At 26.4% G+C, this 17,326-nt stretch carries 17 protein-coding genes, 1 tRNA gene and 1 other annotated feature; of the genes, 17 read left to right on the top strand and 1 reads right to left on the bottom strand.

Annotated elements, in window-relative coordinates:
• The first annotated feature begins 132 nt into the window (after nucleotides 1-132).
• The 5 genes from ATCC9714_RS09805 to ATCC9714_RS09785 all read left to right on the top strand — a co-directional run bounded on the left by ATCC9714_RS09805 (nucleotide 133) and on the right by ATCC9714_RS09785 (nucleotide 3,106).
• Nucleotides 133-216, top strand: a tRNA-Leu gene (locus tag ATCC9714_RS09805).
• 546 nt (nucleotides 217-762) lie between these two features.
• Entirely contained in the window at nucleotides 763-942 is a 180-nt protein-coding gene (locus ATCC9714_RS09800) for a hypothetical protein (RefSeq protein ID WP_057545151.1), read from the top strand.
• 40 nt (nucleotides 943-982) lie between these two features.
• Nucleotides 983-1,648 (top strand): Type 1 glutamine amidotransferase-like domain-containing protein, encoded by a 666-nt coding sequence (locus tag ATCC9714_RS09795; RefSeq protein WP_057545150.1) that lies wholly within the window; start codon nucleotides 983-985, stop codon nucleotides 1,646-1,648.
• A gap of 119 nt (nucleotides 1,649-1,767) precedes the next feature.
• On the top strand, nucleotides 1,768-2,124 hold the full coding sequence (locus ATCC9714_RS09790; RefSeq protein ID WP_021125518.1) for a hypothetical protein: 357 nt from the start codon (nucleotides 1,768-1,770) through the stop codon (nucleotides 2,122-2,124).
• A gap of 235 nt (nucleotides 2,125-2,359) precedes the next feature.
• Nucleotides 2,360-3,106, top strand: a complete 747-nt coding sequence (locus ATCC9714_RS09785; protein ID WP_057545149.1) for a hypothetical protein — start codon at nucleotides 2,360-2,362, stop codon at nucleotides 3,104-3,106.
• A gap of 120 nt (nucleotides 3,107-3,226) precedes the next feature.
• Here ATCC9714_RS09785 and ATCC9714_RS09780 read toward each other — a convergent pair whose 3' ends face one another.
• Entirely contained in the window at nucleotides 3,227-4,339 is a 1,113-nt protein-coding gene (locus tag ATCC9714_RS09780; protein WP_057545148.1) for an alanine racemase, read from the bottom strand.
• A gap of 208 nt (nucleotides 4,340-4,547) precedes the next feature.
• Between ATCC9714_RS09780 and ATCC9714_RS09775 the strand changes: the two genes are divergently transcribed.
• The 12 genes from ATCC9714_RS09775 to ATCC9714_RS09720 all read left to right on the top strand — a co-directional run bounded on the left by ATCC9714_RS09775 (nucleotide 4,548) and on the right by ATCC9714_RS09720 (nucleotide 17,177).
• Entirely contained in the window at nucleotides 4,548-5,102 is a 555-nt protein-coding gene (locus ATCC9714_RS09775) for a helix-turn-helix domain-containing protein (RefSeq protein ID WP_057545147.1), read from the top strand.
• Nucleotides 5,103-5,169: 67 nt separating this feature from the next.
• Nucleotides 5,170-5,392: a binding site (T-box leader), on the top strand.
• A 175-nt stretch (nucleotides 5,393-5,567) separates the two neighbouring features.
• Complete coding sequence (gene aspS, locus ATCC9714_RS09770; RefSeq protein ID WP_057574254.1) at nucleotides 5,568-6,857, top strand: aspartate--tRNA(Asn) ligase; 1,290 nt, start codon at nucleotides 5,568-5,570, stop codon at nucleotides 6,855-6,857.
• A 160-nt stretch (nucleotides 6,858-7,017) separates the two neighbouring features.
• The gene (locus ATCC9714_RS09765) at nucleotides 7,018-7,401 is read left to right on the top strand and encodes a DUF134 domain-containing protein (protein ID WP_021125510.1); all 384 of its coding nucleotides are present in this window, start codon (nucleotides 7,018-7,020) and stop codon (nucleotides 7,399-7,401) included.
• Nucleotides 7,402-7,516: 115 nt separating this feature from the next.
• Nucleotides 7,517-8,908, top strand: a complete 1,392-nt coding sequence (locus tag ATCC9714_RS09760; RefSeq protein ID WP_057545145.1) for a TldD/PmbA family protein — start codon at nucleotides 7,517-7,519, stop codon at nucleotides 8,906-8,908.
• 3 nt (nucleotides 8,909-8,911) lie between these two features.
• Nucleotides 8,912-10,255 (top strand): TldD/PmbA family protein, encoded by a 1,344-nt coding sequence (locus ATCC9714_RS09755; RefSeq protein WP_057545144.1) that lies wholly within the window; start codon nucleotides 8,912-8,914, stop codon nucleotides 10,253-10,255.
• Nucleotides 10,256-10,611: 356 nt separating this feature from the next.
• Nucleotides 10,612-10,908: a hypothetical protein gene (locus ATCC9714_RS09750; protein ID WP_021129459.1), complete on the top strand. Its 297-nt coding sequence runs from the start codon at nucleotides 10,612-10,614 to the stop codon at nucleotides 10,906-10,908.
• Between the two features lie 213 nt (nucleotides 10,909-11,121).
• Nucleotides 11,122-11,922, top strand: a complete 801-nt coding sequence (hdhA, locus tag ATCC9714_RS09745) for a 7alpha-hydroxysteroid dehydrogenase (protein WP_057545143.1) — start codon at nucleotides 11,122-11,124, stop codon at nucleotides 11,920-11,922.
• 469 nt (nucleotides 11,923-12,391) lie between these two features.
• Entirely contained in the window at nucleotides 12,392-13,189 is a 798-nt protein-coding gene (locus ATCC9714_RS09740; RefSeq protein ID WP_057545142.1) for a sialate O-acetylesterase, read from the top strand.
• A 372-nt stretch (nucleotides 13,190-13,561) separates the two neighbouring features.
• Nucleotides 13,562-14,365, top strand: coding sequence for an S-layer homology domain-containing protein (locus ATCC9714_RS09735; RefSeq protein WP_057545141.1), 804 nt, complete (start codon nucleotides 13,562-13,564; stop codon nucleotides 14,363-14,365).
• Nucleotides 14,366-15,082: 717 nt separating this feature from the next.
• Nucleotides 15,083-15,646, top strand: coding sequence for a hypothetical protein (locus tag ATCC9714_RS09730; protein ID WP_021125497.1), 564 nt, complete (start codon nucleotides 15,083-15,085; stop codon nucleotides 15,644-15,646).
• Nucleotides 15,647-15,814: 168 nt separating this feature from the next.
• On the top strand, nucleotides 15,815-16,243 hold the full coding sequence (locus ATCC9714_RS09725; RefSeq protein ID WP_057545139.1) for a hypothetical protein: 429 nt from the start codon (nucleotides 15,815-15,817) through the stop codon (nucleotides 16,241-16,243).
• Between the two features lie 169 nt (nucleotides 16,244-16,412).
• A complete protein-coding gene (locus tag ATCC9714_RS09720; protein WP_057545138.1) occupies nucleotides 16,413-17,177 on the top strand; it encodes an SHOCT domain-containing protein in 765 nt (254 codons plus the stop codon).
• The last annotated feature ends 149 nt before the right edge of the window (nucleotides 17,178-17,326 follow it).

The following is a 17,326-nucleotide window of genomic DNA, read 5'->3' as shown; positions in this document are numbered from 1 at the left end:
AACATATGTATTATATGCAGTTGAACAGGTTGAGCTTATAAAGATAAAAAATTTGAAAGTTTTAAAATATGAAATTTATTAAAAATTGTTGCTAAGTTGGTAAATTGGAGGTACAATTATTAATGTAGACAAGCGGATGTGGCGGAATTGGCAGACGCACCAGACTTAGGATCTGGCGCCATTGGCGTGGGGGTTCGACTCCCTTCATCCGCACCAATAGTTAAAAAGAATAACGCATTGTAAAAATACTCAAAACAATCAAACTGGTTGTTTTGAGTATTTTTTATTGTATTTATATTATTTTCTAGTGGAGAATTAATTTAATTTTTAAGAATATCATTAAATTAAGAAAGTATGGACTAAATGGAAAATTTAAAAAGTAATTAGTTTTGAGAAGTAGCTAGATATTGTAATAAGGACGGGGTCGTGTTTCACGAGTAGGGGGTAAAGAACGAAATAGAGAAGATGCAATATAATTTATATAGATTAATTATAAAGGCTAAGATTAGAAGTTATAGAATATTTAAAAATTGGTTTTTTAAAGGGGTAATACCTAACACAAGAAAGCATAGAGCATATATAAGTGATAGAAAAGTTAATCGATGAAAAATCAAAAATATGTGAAGATGAAAGAAGAGTATATTTGTTTTTAAAAGAGTATTAAAGTATAGATACAGTATATATATAATTTAAAATATAATACCACTATGGATAGTGTATATATACCCATACCTGAAGTTGATTTCAGTTTGAAGGATCACTATGGGGAAAAAGAAAAAGAAAAACAAAAAGAAAAAGAATAATAAAAAGAAAAATAAAAAAAAAAGCCACAAGGTAGTAAATAAATCTGAAAATAATAAATTAGCTAAATTTAAATTATTGTATAAAGAAAATATAGGTTTGATAAATAGCATTGTAGGAGAGTGGTTAAGAGAGGTATAAGAATATATTCATCATATGTAAATGAAGGGAGGAGTTTAGAATGATAAATATTTTACTTAATTTATATAACTTTCATGAAAAGTGGTGCTTTGAAACACTAAAAGATATTTTAAAAGAAGAATATCGTGTTTTAGTTATACCATTTTCATTTAATGATGATTGGATGAAAAATGATAATGAATGGCAGACTGCTTATAATCCAAGCACGGGAAAGTACTATAAAGATATAGTAATTCCTTTTTTTAGTTATGGCATTAAAGCGGAAAATATAAATTGGATAAATTACTTCAATGATACTAAAGGCAGCTCAAAGTACAAGATAGACAATAGCGATATAATATTTTTCACAGGGGGATTACCAGACCAAATGATGGATAGACTTAAAGAATTTAAAATAATAGAAGATATAGAAAATTACAAAGGCATTGTAATGGGAAGTAGTGCAGGAGCAATGGTTCAAGTAGCACAGTATCACATTACACCTGATAAAGATTATGACACATTTTCATATAACGAAGGACTTAATATGATTACAGACTTTGATATTGAAGTTCATTATAAAGAAACATCTATTCAGAAAGAATCTATAAAAAAAGTATTAAAGGAAAAATCAAGAAGGGTTTATGCGATGAAGGATAAAGGTGGAATAATTATAAATGGTGAAAAAATTACTATATTAGGGGACGTAACTTTATTCGATATATAAATAATAAATATATTAATAAAATCATAATAATTTATGTATAATATCCTTATTTATAAAATCAAGCAGAGTAGAAGCTATAAAAAAGTATGTTTTGAAAATTTTTATAAAGGAGAATTAATATGAAAATAAGTAAAAAGATTTGGCCAATATTTAAAATACAAAATGGTGAATTCTTAGAAGCAAATAGAGAAGGAGATAACCTAGTTATAAAAACTAAAATAGATAATAACAACACTTATAAAACAATCATAAACAAAAGTGAGTTAAATATAGAAGATATAATAAAAAATCAAGGTGGAGATGAATTTAAAGAAATTCAATATATATCACTTATGAAAACACAATTGGGAAACCTAGATAAAATAATAAGCTTTACACTAAACAAAGACACTATAAAGCAAATAAAAACTGGAAAAATTAAATCAAACCAAATAATAGAAAATTCAATAGACACTTGGATATCACCAAATTTATAAATAAGTTTTTACACTTTATATAAACAATTAACATAACTAAAATTAAGGGGATAATTTAAAATAACTATCAAACATAAATTACAAGTTACTTTAAGCTACCCCCTTATATAATATATCTATAGATATAAAAATAACTTAATGTAGACTATAAATATATTAATAAGTAAATAACTTAACTTAAAGTTGGGAACTATAATTAAATATTAAATTATTAAAATCCAAAAGGAAGTAAGTTATGAAAAGAATATTAGTTCCTATAAAATCAAAACTTAAACCATTAGAAGTAGAAAAAGAGCTAAAAAAATTTAAACAAATACATAAAAGTCCCTACAGTCAAACTTATTATGATACAAAGGACATATCTTGGGAACACAAGCCAGAGGGTAGTCTTCGAATATCTGATCATTGGAACTTTAATTCTCATGGAAAAAAGCACTGTGAGTTATACAATATAGATGAATACATAGAAGACAATTGGATATTAGCACAATATAAAAATGGAAAATATCATGTATTAAAAGAATTTGGAAAAGGAATAGATGGATATTTATATATATCATTAAATTCTCAACAAATAAAATTAATTAGAAATTTATATGAATTAGGAAGCATAGAAAAAACTTATAACTGGTACAAGAACAACACAATAAAACCCTTACTCTCAAGAGAAGGATACATTAAAAATACAAAAAAATTATCCAATTATATATCTATAGAACGTTTAAGGAAATTTAAAAGCAAAAAACCAAAAGCTAAAAAAATTATATTTATAGAAGAAAAATATATGCAAAATGTAGAAATATTAATAGATATTTATAATAAAAGTGATGAATTAAACAATTTAACAAAAACCAAAGAAGGAATAAATAAATTAAAAGAACAATATAAAGCTTATGAAATAACAAAAGAAAAAGAAGAAGCCCTAGAAAGTACATACATTTTAGAACTAGACAACAACATAGAAATAGACTTTAAATACTAAATATATTATAAAAATTAATAAAATAGGGGGGCCTCGTGTTTCACGACCCAGGGGTAAAACATAGAATTTTCAAGCAATACAAAAAGTGCTGTATTTATATACAGCACTTTTATTTAAACATTATAAAATAGGTTTTCTAGAGTTTCCTCTTACATCAACATCTATTATTTCAACAACCTCATCCCCTCTATACCCAACAAGGTAGCTAGTCATATTAGCACAAGAACAAGAGTGATTAGGAATTATTTGTATCTTATCGCCAACCTTAAGATTAGTTTCACCAACTATCTGAATCTTACCAACCTCTTCAGAAATACCTATAATATTTAACTCATCATGGTTTTTAACTCTACCAAAACTAGTTATTAAAGCACTACCATGAGCACCTTTATCAAGACCTAAACACTTACTTCCAACATCAACTATAAATAAATCTTCACTTGGTCTAGATATTATTGTTCCAAGAGCAGTTAAAGAACAATCTTCTTCCTTACAAATACCAAGAGATAATTGTATGTTATCATAAAATGGATAATTTCCAGGTCTTAAAACATCAAGGTTTTCATTATCCACTACATCAAAGAAAGTAGGAGTACTTCCAGTAGCAACTATATCTACATTAAACCCATTTTCAACTAAAAGTTTCTTAGCAGTAGTCATACGCTCAACTTCTTGATTAGATATAGGTAAAACTTCTTCAGGAGAAGCTACAGCATAAACATGACCAGGATGTGTGCTTATACCTATTAACTTTAAGTTTTCAAACTGAGATAATCTCTTAGCTAATTCAGGTGCATCTTCAGGAGTAACACCTAATCTATTAAGCCCAGAATTTATTAATATAAAGTATTCACCACTCATGTTTTCTTTAGCTAACTCTTCACTTAAAACCTTTGCAGACTCTACATTATCAAAACTAAATATTATTCTAGCTTTTTTAGATAATTCTATAGCTCTCTTAATATTAGAAACGTTTGCTATTGGGTAAGGAAAAGTAATGGCTTCTATACCAGCCTCTACAAAAGCTTCTGCTTCGTCTATAGTACCAACTAAAAGTCCTTTAGCACCAAACTCTATTTGCATTTTAGCTAACTTACTAGATTTATGAGTTTTAGTCATAGGCCAAAGCTCTTTATTGTTTTTATCACAAAGTTCTTGAACTGTTTTTAAGTTATTTTCTAAAGCGTTTAAGTCTAATAAAAAATTAGGTGTAGATAATTCATTTATTTTCATGTTTTAATTCTCCTTTTTATAAAAATACCATATTTATTAAATTATACTTAATAAAATTAATATAAATTAACTTATATTTAATTTATATCAAATGATTTAATTAAAGTCAAATAAAACTTTTAAAAATAAAAACTAAGGGATATCTTGAAATTTAGGGTTAATTAATATAATCTAAAGTAAAATGATTATCAAAGAACGGAGATTTTTTATGAGTGATGTTAATATAGGAGAAAAAATAATAGAATATAGAAATCAAAGAAAAATGACAATTAAAGAAGTTGCAAACATTACAGGGGTAACGCCTTCGCTTCTTAGCCAAATAGAAAGGGGACTTTCAAACCCATCTATAAATACATTAAAGCTTATATCAAAAGCTTTAGATGTACCACTTTTTTACTTTTTTAAGGAAAATAAAAATAGTGAAGAGTTAGTTGTAAGAAAAGACAAAAGAATTAAACTTACTTTCCCAGAAAATAATAATTTGATGTATGAAATGTTATCTCCAAGTTCTAATGGTGATATACAGCTTATGTCTATGGATTTAACTCCAAATACCTCAACTTCAGAGGAATTGATGAATCATATAGGTGAAGAAGTAGCAACAGTATTAGATGGAAAGGTTGATTTGATTTTAGAAAATGAAGTAATAACCTTAAATCAAGGTGATAGTGTAAAAATACTTCCGCATATGAATCATAAATGGCTAAATAACTATGACCAAACATCTAAAATTATATTTGCTGTAACTCCGCCAAGTTTTTAAATAAAATAAATTTTAAAAAAGGATTGACAAATTAGAAATTTGTACATATTATTAGTAATAAATAAATTTAAATTCGATGAAGGGAAAAGTAAATTTTATCTAAGTATCTAAAGCGAGTGGAGGATGGTGAGAGCTCCATGAGAAAAGTAATGTTGAAAGACATCCCAGAGAAGCTAATTTGAAATTAAGTAGGATTAGTCGGAATCCTCCGTTAAAAGGAATAAAAGATAACTTAGTTACTTAACTAGTTAAAGTAGAATGGCACCGTGAACACAGCTTTCACTTCTATATAGAAGTGAAGGCTTTTTTGTATTTAAAATAGAAAAAGGGCCCATTTTATAAGTGCTATAACTATTTTAAAAAGATAAGTATAAGTTAATAAGGGTGGTACCGCGAATTTCGCCCCTTGGGATTAATTTCTCAAGGGGCTTTTATTATATAAAAAATTAAAAGGAGCTGTTAATTATGGAAAGAATAATGATAAACAAATTAAATGAATATATAAATAAAAGTGTAAACATTAAAGGATGGATACACAGAGTTAGAAAGTTAAAATCTATAACTTTTCTTATATTAAGAGATAGAACGGGGTTAGTTCAATGTGTTTTAGAAAATAATTTAATTGATATTAACTCATTAAAATTAGAATCAGTAGTATCAATAAATGGAGAAGTTAGAGAAAGCAAAAATAATTTAAATCCATTTGAAATCAGTGTTGAATCTATAAATATTATAAATTCATGTAAAGAAGAATTACCAATAGAAATAAACCAAAATAATTTAGAAGTAAACTTAGATACTATGTTAAACAATAGAGTTTTAAGTTTAAGACATGAAAAAATTAATTCTATATTTAAAATTCAAAATTTAATAATTGAAGGTTTTAAAGAATTTTTAAGAAAAGAAGATTTCACAGAAATATTTACTCCAAAACTAGTAGCACAAGGTGCAGAAGGTGGTAGTGATGTATTTGAGGTAAAGTACTTTGAAAATAAAGCTTACTTAGCTCAAAGTCCTCAATTTTATAAACAAATGATGGTAGGAGCTGGATTTGAAAGAGTATTTGAAGTAGGTCATGTATATAGGGCAGAACAACATGATACAAATAGACATTTAAATGAGTATATAAGCATGGACTTAGAAATGGGATTTATAGAAAATGAAGAAGAATTAATGGATTTAGAAGAAAATTTATTAAAATATATTTTAAATAAAGTAGCAAAAGAAGGTGAAAAATACCTTAAGTTAATAAATGCTAATATACCTAATATAAAAGGTAAGATACCAAGAATGAAGCTTAGTGAAGCCATAAATATATTAGAAAAGAATTATAACAAAAAAGGTTTAGATGGGGATTTAGACCCAGAAGGAGAAAAACTAATTTGTAAATATGCAAAAGAAAACTTAGGTTGTGAATTTATATTTTTAACACATTATCCTAGAAAGAAAAGACCAATGTATACTATGCCTTGTGGAGAACATGAAACTCATAGCTTTGACTTATTATTTAGAGGAATAGAGATAACTACAGGTGGTCAAAGAATTCATGACTATGACATGTTAATAAAAAATATGGAGTATAAAAATTTAAATCCTAATAACTATGAAAGCTACACAGAAACTTTTAAATATGGTATGCCAGCTCATGGGGGATTAGCTATAGGGTTAGAGAGGATAACAGCTAAATTATTAGACTTAGAAAATGTACGAGAAGCAACTCTTATAACTAGAGATAGACATAGACTATTACCATAATTTATTTTAAATAGCACTGCAATTAGGATAGTACTTTGGTTAAATATAAAAATATAGAAAACGTATATACTAATCACTCTATTTTGCTAATTAACATATTATTATATAACAACAATCTATGCCACTAAAGTGTCTAAAAATTTATATAGGGGATGGCGATATGACTGAAAATAGAGACTTACAGAAAACCGAACTTAAGCTTAGTAAATTGGAACTAGAAGCTATAAAATTAGTGGATATAGAAAAAATTAAAGTAAAGAAATGTGCTAAAAAGATGAAAATTACTGTTGATGAATTTGAAGAAATTCTAAATAGTGCAAGAACTAAGATAGCTAAAAATATATTAGATGGAAATACCATAAAAATAATAGTAGAAGAAGAGCAGATAGATAATACATTATATTTTACATTTAGATGCGCAACTTGTGGAACTATTTATAAAGTAACCGGATATGAAGAAAGGATACATTGTCCTCTTTGTGAAAGTAATAAAGTTATGAGTCTAGAGGAATCAGGATTTGATAAAAAGGGTTACTGGTGTTAACCAGTAACTTTTTTTATTATATATTTTAAATATGTTTCATAGATTATTAATTAATAAAAAAGGATTTAAATTTGTGATACAATTAAATAAACAGGAAGAAGATGGGAGGAAGATTATGATTTCAAGAGAAACAGCTTCACAAGTATTATCAAAATGTTTAATTACAGGTGGAGATTTTGCAGAAATCTTTGAAGAAGATACAATAAGTAACTCTATAGGATTAATAGATAGTAAGGTTGAAAATGCATTAGGTGGAAGAAGTTATGGTATAGGAATTAGAATTTTTAAAGGTTTTAAAAGTATATATGCTTATACTAATGATAACTCTTTATCATCTCTTTTAGATACAGCATATAAAGCAGCACTAGCCCTAGGGCAATTAAAAGAAGAAAAATCTATTGTTTTAGATAATAGTGTTAATTACAAAAACATGCACAACATAAAACTTTATCCAAACGCTATAGATTATGAAAAGAAAATAAAAGTAATGAAAGAAGCTTATAAAAGCGCAAAGGATTATAGCAAAGAAATATCTCAAGTAAATGTGTCTTATGTTGATAAAACTCAAAAAATATTAGTTACAAATAGCGATGGATTATATATAGAGGATGAAAGAGTAAGAACAAGATTAGGTATAAGTGCAGTAGCTTCAAAAGGAAATGAAAATCAAACAGGATTTGAAGGGCCAGGAAGAGCTAAAGGATTTGAAATGTTTGAAGAAATAGATCCTGCTTACTATGGTAAAGAGGCGGCTAGAACAGCGCATACTATGATTAATGCAAGAAATTGTCCTGCAGGAAAAATGACTGTGGCGATAGACAATGGATTTGGAGGCGTAATTTTCCATGAGGCTTGTGGACACTCACTAGAAGCTACATCAGTGGCTAAAGGAAACTCAGTATTTTCTGGGAAATTAGGTGAACAAATAGCATCATCAAAAGTTACAGCAATAGATGATGGAACATTAGCTAATCATTGGGGCTCTAGTAATATAGACGATGAAGGAAACTTTACTAAGAAAAATGTTTTAATAGAAAATGGAATATTAAAATCATATATGATAGATAAGCTAAATGGTAGAAGAATGAATATGAATCCAACAGGAAGTTCTCGTAGACAAAGTTACAAATATGCTCCAACGTCAAGAATGACAAATACATATATACAATCAGGAGATGATAAACCTGAAGATATTATAAAATCAATTGATAATGGCCTTTACGCTAAAAAAATGGGTGGAGGATCTGTAAATCCAGTTACAGGAGAATTTAACTTTGCAGTAGCAGAGGGATATATTGTTAAAAATGGTGAAATACAAGAACCGGTAAGAGGAGCTAGTTTAATAGGTAAGGGAAGTGATGTACTTATGAATATAGATATGGTTGGAGACAACCTTCTTCAAGCTCAAGGTATGTGTGGGTCATCATCTGGAAGTATACCTACTAATGTAGGGCAACCTATGATAAGAGTTAAAGAAATTACTGTAGGTGGAAGATCGGAGGAATAAGTTATGGATTTTAAAGAATTTAAAAACATATTATTTGAAAAAGCTTTAAATGAAGGATTTGAAAACTGTGAAGTTTATTATACAGATGGAGAAAATATAAGTATAACAGTTTATGAAGGTGAAGTTGAAAAATACAACATAGATAAATCTTTTGGTTTATCATTTAGAGGAATGTTAAATGGAAAAATGGGATATTCATACACTGAAATCCTTGATGATAAAGCTATAGATATGCTTATAAAAAGTGCAAAAGAAGCAGCAAGTTGCATAGAAAGTAATGATATTCAATTTATATATGAAGGTGATGAAAATTATAGTGAAGTAAAAACTTACTCAGAGAAATTAGAAAATATAGATGCATCAAAATTAATAGATATAGCACTAGAACTAGAAAAAGAAACCAAAGGTTATAGTGATAAAGTAATAAATTTAAATGCATGCAAAATTTCATATAGTTCATCTAAAAATGGTATATATAATACAAAAGGATTAGAATTAAATAATAAAGGAAACTTACTTATATCTTATGTTATACCTATAGTTGAAGAAAATAATGAAAAACAAGATGGTATTGGATATATGATAGTAGATTCTATAGGTGAATTAGATACAAAAAAAATAGCAAAACAGGGAGTTGAAGATGCATTATCTAAATTAGGAGGAAAATCAATACCTTCAGGAAATTATAAAACTATTATTTACAACGAAGCTATGGCGTCGTTATTAGAAACTTTTTCTGATGTATTTAGTGCAGAAGAAGCACAAAGAGGTCTATCTTTATTAAATGGAAAAGAAGGCAAAATTATAGCCTCAGATATTGTTTCAATAATAGATGATCCTTTAATGGACAATGGATTAGCATCGGCTCCATTTGATGATGAGGGAGTTGCAACTTTTAAAAAAGAAATAGTGTCAAAAGGTGTTTTAAATACACTACTTCATAATTTAAAAACAGCAAATAAAGCTAATTTAAAAACTACAGGTAATGGATTTAAGTCTTCATATTCTTCACCAGTAAGTGTAGAGCCTACTAACTTTTATATAGAAAAAGGTATGAAAACTTTAGAAGAGCTTATGAATGAAGTAGATGAAGGAGTTATAATAACTGACTTTGCAGGGCTACATTCAGGTGCAAATTCTATAACAGGAGATTTTTCATTAGCATCTAAAGGATTTTACATAAGAGATGGTAGAAAAATATATCCAATAGACCAGATAACTGTTGCAGGAAACTTCTTTGAATTATTAAAAAATATAAAAGACATAGGAAATGATTTAAACTTCCCTATAAGCAGTATTGGGTCACCATCAGTTGTAGTAGAAGGGCTGTCTATTGCAGGAAAATAATAAAAAAGGTACTTTAAATTTAAAAATTATAGTAAATTTAATAATATAAATTTAAGATTTTTATAAAAGGGTATAAATTTAATGCAGCTTTTTCTAACTGTAGAAGTAAAATTCAGTAGTTGCTAGACCTAGTAACTAGCAAAAAAGGAGCACTATAGGACAGGTGCTCCTTTTTATTTATATTAAATATAAATTAGATTATAGAAATTTGTATTTAATCTTATAAACAATATGTTTTATTGATATATTTGAAAATTTTTAAAAAATAGAATATATGATTTTAACTTCCAATTATATACATAAGGGTGTATAATTTTGTTAAATTTTAGAAATACAATTATTGGAGGGGTTAGAGTATGTCTGTAGAAAACTGTAATGAATACCTAAAAAACTTAGAAGGGAAAATAGTTATTTTTAGAATGCAACAAGTATATGCTTTTGGGAAAGAACCATATAAAGATTTAATAAATATAGTTAAAGAAATAGAAATAAAAAATATAGAATTAACTAAAGACTCATATTTAAAAATAAATGATACTTTTGTTAACTTGACACCAGATGTATATTTTATTAGAGAGTTTAATCCAGATGAAATGAGATTTGACTGTGATGGGGAAAAACTTTCTTTAACTATAAGTTTTGATGTTAATTAAATATTATTTAAATATAAAGATAGCCAGTTTTTCTGGCTATTTTTTATTATATTATTAAATTTATCAAAATAATAAGGTTAAATAAAGATATGGGGTAATAAATATAAAAATAATATTGTTAATATTTTAATAACAAAATGTTTTACTTTAAAATGAATTAAAGATTTGATATAATAAGTATTACAAAGATGTATTAGAAAGGGGTAATATATTATGAATAAATTAGAAAATAAAGTAGCTTTAGTAACATCAGCAACTAGGGGAATAGGACTTGCATCAGCTATAAAATTAGCTCAAAATGGAGCTATAGTTTATATGGGAGTTAGAAGACTTGAAGCAACTCAAGAGATATGTGATAAATATAAAGAAGAAGGATTAATTTTAAAACCTGTATTTTTCGATGCATATAATATAGACATTTATAAAGAAATGATTGATACAATAATTAAGAACGAGGGTAAAATAGATATTTTAGTTAATAATTTTGGGACAGGTAGACCAGAAAAAGATTTAGACTTAGTAAATGGAGATGAAGATACATTTTTTGAATTATTCAACTACAATGTAGGTAGTGTATATAGATTATCAAAATTAATTATACCTCACATGATAGAAAATAAAGGAGGAAGTATAGTTAATATATCTTCAGTGGGAGGTTCTATTCCAGATATATCTAGAATTGGATATGGAGTTTCTAAGTCAGGGGTTAATAATATTACAAAACAAATAGCTATACAATATGCAAAATATGGAATTAGATGCAACGCAGTACTTCCTGGGCTTATTGCAACAGATGCAGCTATGAATTCTATGCCAGATGAATTTAGAAAATCATTTTTATCTCATGTTCCATTAAATCGAATTGGAAATCCAGAAGATATAGCAAACTCAGTACTATTTTTTGCAAGTGAAGATTCATCATATATAACAGGTTCTATTTTAGAGGTATCAGGAGGATATAATCTTGGAACACCTCAATATGCAGAATTTGTAGGAAGTAAAGTTGTAGAATAAAATTTAATTTATAAGAAAAAACTTTAAATAAAGTACATAGATTTTATCTACGTGCTTTATTTTTTATTTAACTATAAATTAAAATTTATAAAGATGAATTTAAATTTATTATAAAAATATATCAAAATTAATGAAAAGATTTTAATATTAATTTAATATCACATTTAGCACTAAGTTAATATATGTTTTTTGAATTTAGTATATCAATAACATAAATTTAAAATATATTATAAGACTTAAAATGATTAAACTTTTTAGTGATTTTGATTAAAAATAATTTGAAATTTATTTTCATACAGCCTATTGAAAATAAGATAGAAAACGATTACAATTGGATAAAAAGGAATAAAATTTCAAATAAGGTAACAAGAGATATAGGTGAAAGTAGAATTAAGAATTTCTTATAAAGTTTTATAATATAAGTTTTTACATAGATTATTCAATAAAATTTAAAAGGAGGAACTTTAAGATGAATAAGCCTTTAATTGATGTATTTTTGTTAATAGGACAGAGTAATGCCCTTGGACTTGGGAACTCAGAACACTCAGTAATCCCAAATAGTAAATGTTTTGAGTATATTGAATTAGACGAAATTATACCTATGAGAAAGTTTTTAGAAGTATCTAGAGGTAATGGAACTATAGCACAGAGTTTTTCTGTAAAGTGGAATGAATTAACTAATAGATATGTATGTTTTATACATAGTGCAGTAGATGGATCTATGATAAAAAACTGGGGACATGATAGGTATAATTATTTAGAGAATGCATTGATGAAATATAAAAGAGGTATTGAAAAAATAAATAAAATATACTCAGTAAATAGCCAAAATGCTATTTGGATTCAAGGAGAAAGTGATGCTAAATATGGAACAGATCCTATATATTATAGAGAAAGATTAAAATGTTTAGTTAAGGATTTGACAAATTCAGGTATTGATAATGTATTTTTAAGTCTTACGGGTTATTGGGATGGTGTAGATGATAAAAAGGTTCATAATATTGTTGCTACACAAATAATTACTGCCAAAGAGTGCAGAAATTTAATTGTAGCTTCAAATTTAGGGTTATCATTTAGGGATAGAAAGCTTTTAATTGATGAAGTACATTACTCACAAGAAGCTTTAAATGAATTAGGTGAAGACCTAGCTAATAATATTTATAGATACTGCTTTAAAAAAGAAGAACCTAAATTAAAATACGAAATAGATTTAGAAGATAATAAAAATTATATAAATAAATTAATTAATTTATATGAAAGCTTATAATTTGAGATTCATAATTTGTAAATTATGACATAAATATTGATACAAGCAAGATTAATTATGGTCATTTTTCGGTAAAATTGATTATTAATTATTACTAATACCTAGGAAAAATCCTAGGTATTTTCTTTTTATAAGATATAATATATAACCTATAAAGATAACTGCTTTAAATGATTATAAGTAGTGAATTATCTTTGAAACAAAGAAGCTTACTTTAAAATGAGTGTTACTTTAAAAAAATTATGAAAAAATTATGTTAATACTTAAATAGAACTAAATAACTATTTAATTAAATTTACAGAAAAGTTAAAAACCTAATTAAATAGGGAAAATATGGTATAATGACTTCATAAAAATGATTGGAGATAAAATATGCATAAGAAAATAATAAGTACAATAGTCATAGGGATAACAATAGGATCTACATCAATAGCTTCATATGCACAAACTAAAATAAATGATATAAATGGACACTGGGCCTGTAAAGAAATAACCAAGTTTATAAATAAAGGTGATATAAAAGGATATGGAGATGGAACATTTAGACCAGATAATTATATAACAAGAGCAGAGTTTATAAAAATAGTAAATCATTACTTTAGATTTTTTAATAGAGATACACAAGATTTTTTAGATGTAAATAAAAGTGATTGGTTTTATAATGATGTTTGCGTTGCAGAAAGAGCAGGTTATATAAATGGATATGAAGATGGAAAATTTAAGCCTAATAAAACTATAACGAGAGAAGAAGCTTCTAAGATTTTAGTCAGTATATTACATGAAAGGGATTATAATTATGATAAGATAAACTTATTTTCAGATGGAAATAAGGTTTCAAATTGGGCTAAATCATATGTAGAAGGTGCAATCGAAGGAGGATATATGAAAGGAGATAACACTGGAAAATTAAATCCCAATAGTAATATAACTAGAGCAGAATCTGTTGCGATGATATCTAGAATAGCTAGAAATGAATATGAAGTTCCTGATATCGGAATTAACAATGTACCTAATGATAATAATATCGAGACCAATGTAAATAACCAAAATAATGTAAATAACCAAAATAATGTAGATAGAAACGATGTTGGAAATAGTACCGATAATAATACTAGTGATGAAGCTCCTAATAATATATCACAAGAATCAGCAAATGTGATATATAATAGAAAATAATTATTAATAATATGGATTCAAATAAAGAAAAAATTAAATATATAACTAGATCAAGATTTATAAATATTTTATTTTTTTTATTTTTAGTTAGTATTATGATAGGACTTACAGGAAGCATAGTAAAAGGAAGTTTAGGAGAGAAATATGTTTTTCATTCTTGGGTAAATTTAATCTATGTATTTTCTTGGATCTTAGCTATAGGATTGATATTTATTATACCAATAGTATACTCAAATAATAAATTGATATTTATTTTTATTATTTATATGTGTATTGCTATTTTTTATTCATATTTGGGGTACCATGAAGAAAATAAATCTGGTGAATATATAGTTCAAAAAATCCAGGGGTTAGGAGAAAAAACAATTTACTATTTTGAAGATATTAATATATTTATGATGAAGGAAGTATATATTAAAATTGTAAGATAAAAGTTTAACTAATGACTACAGGCGTAAATTTAAATAGTTCCTAGGAACTGTTAGCCAACAAAGGAGTACTCAAGACAACGAGTGCTCCTTATTTTGGGTTAATAATTATTATTAAAATGTAAAAAGTGATATTGAATATTTTGATTTTTCTGATATTATTTACCATTCAATCTTTTAAAAATTTTACCATTTTATGGTAAGATATAAATTGATTTATAAATATATAAGATTTTTTATAAAATACTACAAAATTAATTCAGTAAATATTAAGGAGGCAATAGTAGTTATGAAGATTAAATTAGGAATATTAAGTTTGTTGATAGTTGTAGGATTTGGAGTTGTAGGATGTTCTAATAATGATAAAAAAACAAGTTCAGAAACAACCAGTGAATCTGTACAAAATACAGAATATACAGATACAACAGATACTATTGATTCAACAAGCAAATTAAAAATAAATGAGGATATGGATACTACTGTAGAAGATAAAAAAGATACAAAAGTAGAAAAATCATCAGATTCTAGCACACCAAGTGACCTAACTGCTGATAATATAAAAATGTTAGTTAGACAAAATTTAGCAGGGGATAAACTTAATGATGTAAACTTTGATGGAGAAAATATCACCGTTAGTGTTAAGCTAGCTGACCCAGCTCCGTTAACAGAAAAGGATGTAGCTGTAGTTAGATTTGGGGGAATATCAGATGATCTTTTAGATAAAGATGGCTGGAATACTTTAACTGTAAACTTTGAAGGATTAGGGTCGATAACAATGAATGCAAGTAGTGCAGTATTAAATGAATATGGTCAGAAATGTTTTCACTCAGAAGATTATGAAGGTCAATTATAAACGATAGTATAATAAAATTTAGTTAAAAAAATTATATTTATTAAAAGGTATCTATAAATTTATATATTTTTGACAAAAGAAATATAATATGATGCTTATGAATTGTATTAATGAAGTTTTTATATGAACAATAGAAATATTAAAGGACAGAAATTATTGGAGGCTTAAATGAAAAATAAAGTGAAATTAGGATTAATCATAACTGCTATAAGTTTAGTTTTAGTAGGATGTAATTCAAATACAGATAAAGATAATACATCAAATAGTAATAAACCAAAATTTGAAAATAGTTATTCTGTATTAGCTGAGAAAATTAAAGGTCAAAATGGAGAGTGGCCACGAGTTGTAATAAGTGAGCCTAAAAATATAAATGCAAAAGAGATTGCAAAAACTTTCGTAGATAGTTATGATAAAGAGATTGATAGTGCTATAATATATATTTATGAACCAGGGAAAAAAGTAACTAATGAAGTTGAAATGCATCAAGATTCTAAATATACATTAGATATATTTAATGAATCTGGTAAATATACATATGAATTATCTGATACAAAGCCGTATAAAAGTATTGAAAAAGGAACTCTTGAGATTGATTAGAGTGTACATGACTAGGAATAATCCTAGTCTTTTTTGTTTTTCAAAAGATTTAAAAAGACAGGAAAATTTACAATCAGACTTAAATAGAATGTATCATTTCGTTACTTGAAAAAATTTCCAATTTATAATATTATAAGATAGACATCTTAGATTAAAGGGAGGCTTATATATGGGGTTATTTTCAAAAAAAGAAACTTGTTCTATATGTAAAGATGAATTAACAAAAGTAAAATTATCTGATGGATACATATGTTTAAAATGTTTAAAAGATAGTGGTTTATTTCCTACAAAAAAGCCATTAAAAACTGTTACAGTTAGTGAAGCAATTGATTTAGTAAATAAAACTATACAGAATAGAGAGTGTGTTGAAAGCTTTAATCCAACAAAAAAAATAGGTAATTATATTGAATTTGATGATAATAAAAAACAATGGCTTATACCAGATGGATTTGCTGGAACAAAAAAAAATCCCAAAGTGTATAATTATAAGGATATTATTGAATTTGAATTACTAGAAGATGGAGAATCTATAACAAAGGGCGGATTAGGAAGAGCTGTTGCTGGTGGTGTTTTATTAGGTGGAGTAGGAGCTATAGTTGGCGGCGTTACTGGTAATAGAAAAACAAACTCTATAGTTAATTCGCTAAACATAAAAATAACCTTAAATGATATAAATAATCCTAATGTATATATTTCGTTGATAAAAGTAAAAACACCAACAAATTCTAGTATATATAAAAAATCATATAAATTGGCTCAAGATATTTTATCTGTATTATCTATTATTGTTGAAGATAATGACAAACCTAAAAATGAAGTTAAAAATACATCTTCTGATGCTGATGAAATTCTAAAATTTAAGAATTTATTAGATGATGGAATAATAACTCAAGAAGAGTTTGAAAAAAAGAAAAAAATGATACTAGGAATATAATAAAAAAGTACTTACTTAAAATGTAAGTACTTTTTTATTATAAAATTTATTAAATGGAGTTGAGACTTATGGCTACAAATTAGGATTACATTTGAAATGAGTCCTTCTTTTCGGTCTATTAACATTTATGAGCGTATCAAGTAATAGTG

The organism is Paraclostridium sordellii (assembly GCF_000953675.1).
Lineage (GTDB): Bacteria > Bacillota > Clostridia > Peptostreptococcales > Peptostreptococcaceae > Paraclostridium > Paraclostridium sordellii.
Note: the sequence above shows the minus strand (reverse complement) of the source record. Positions and strands in the feature narration are given on the sequence as shown.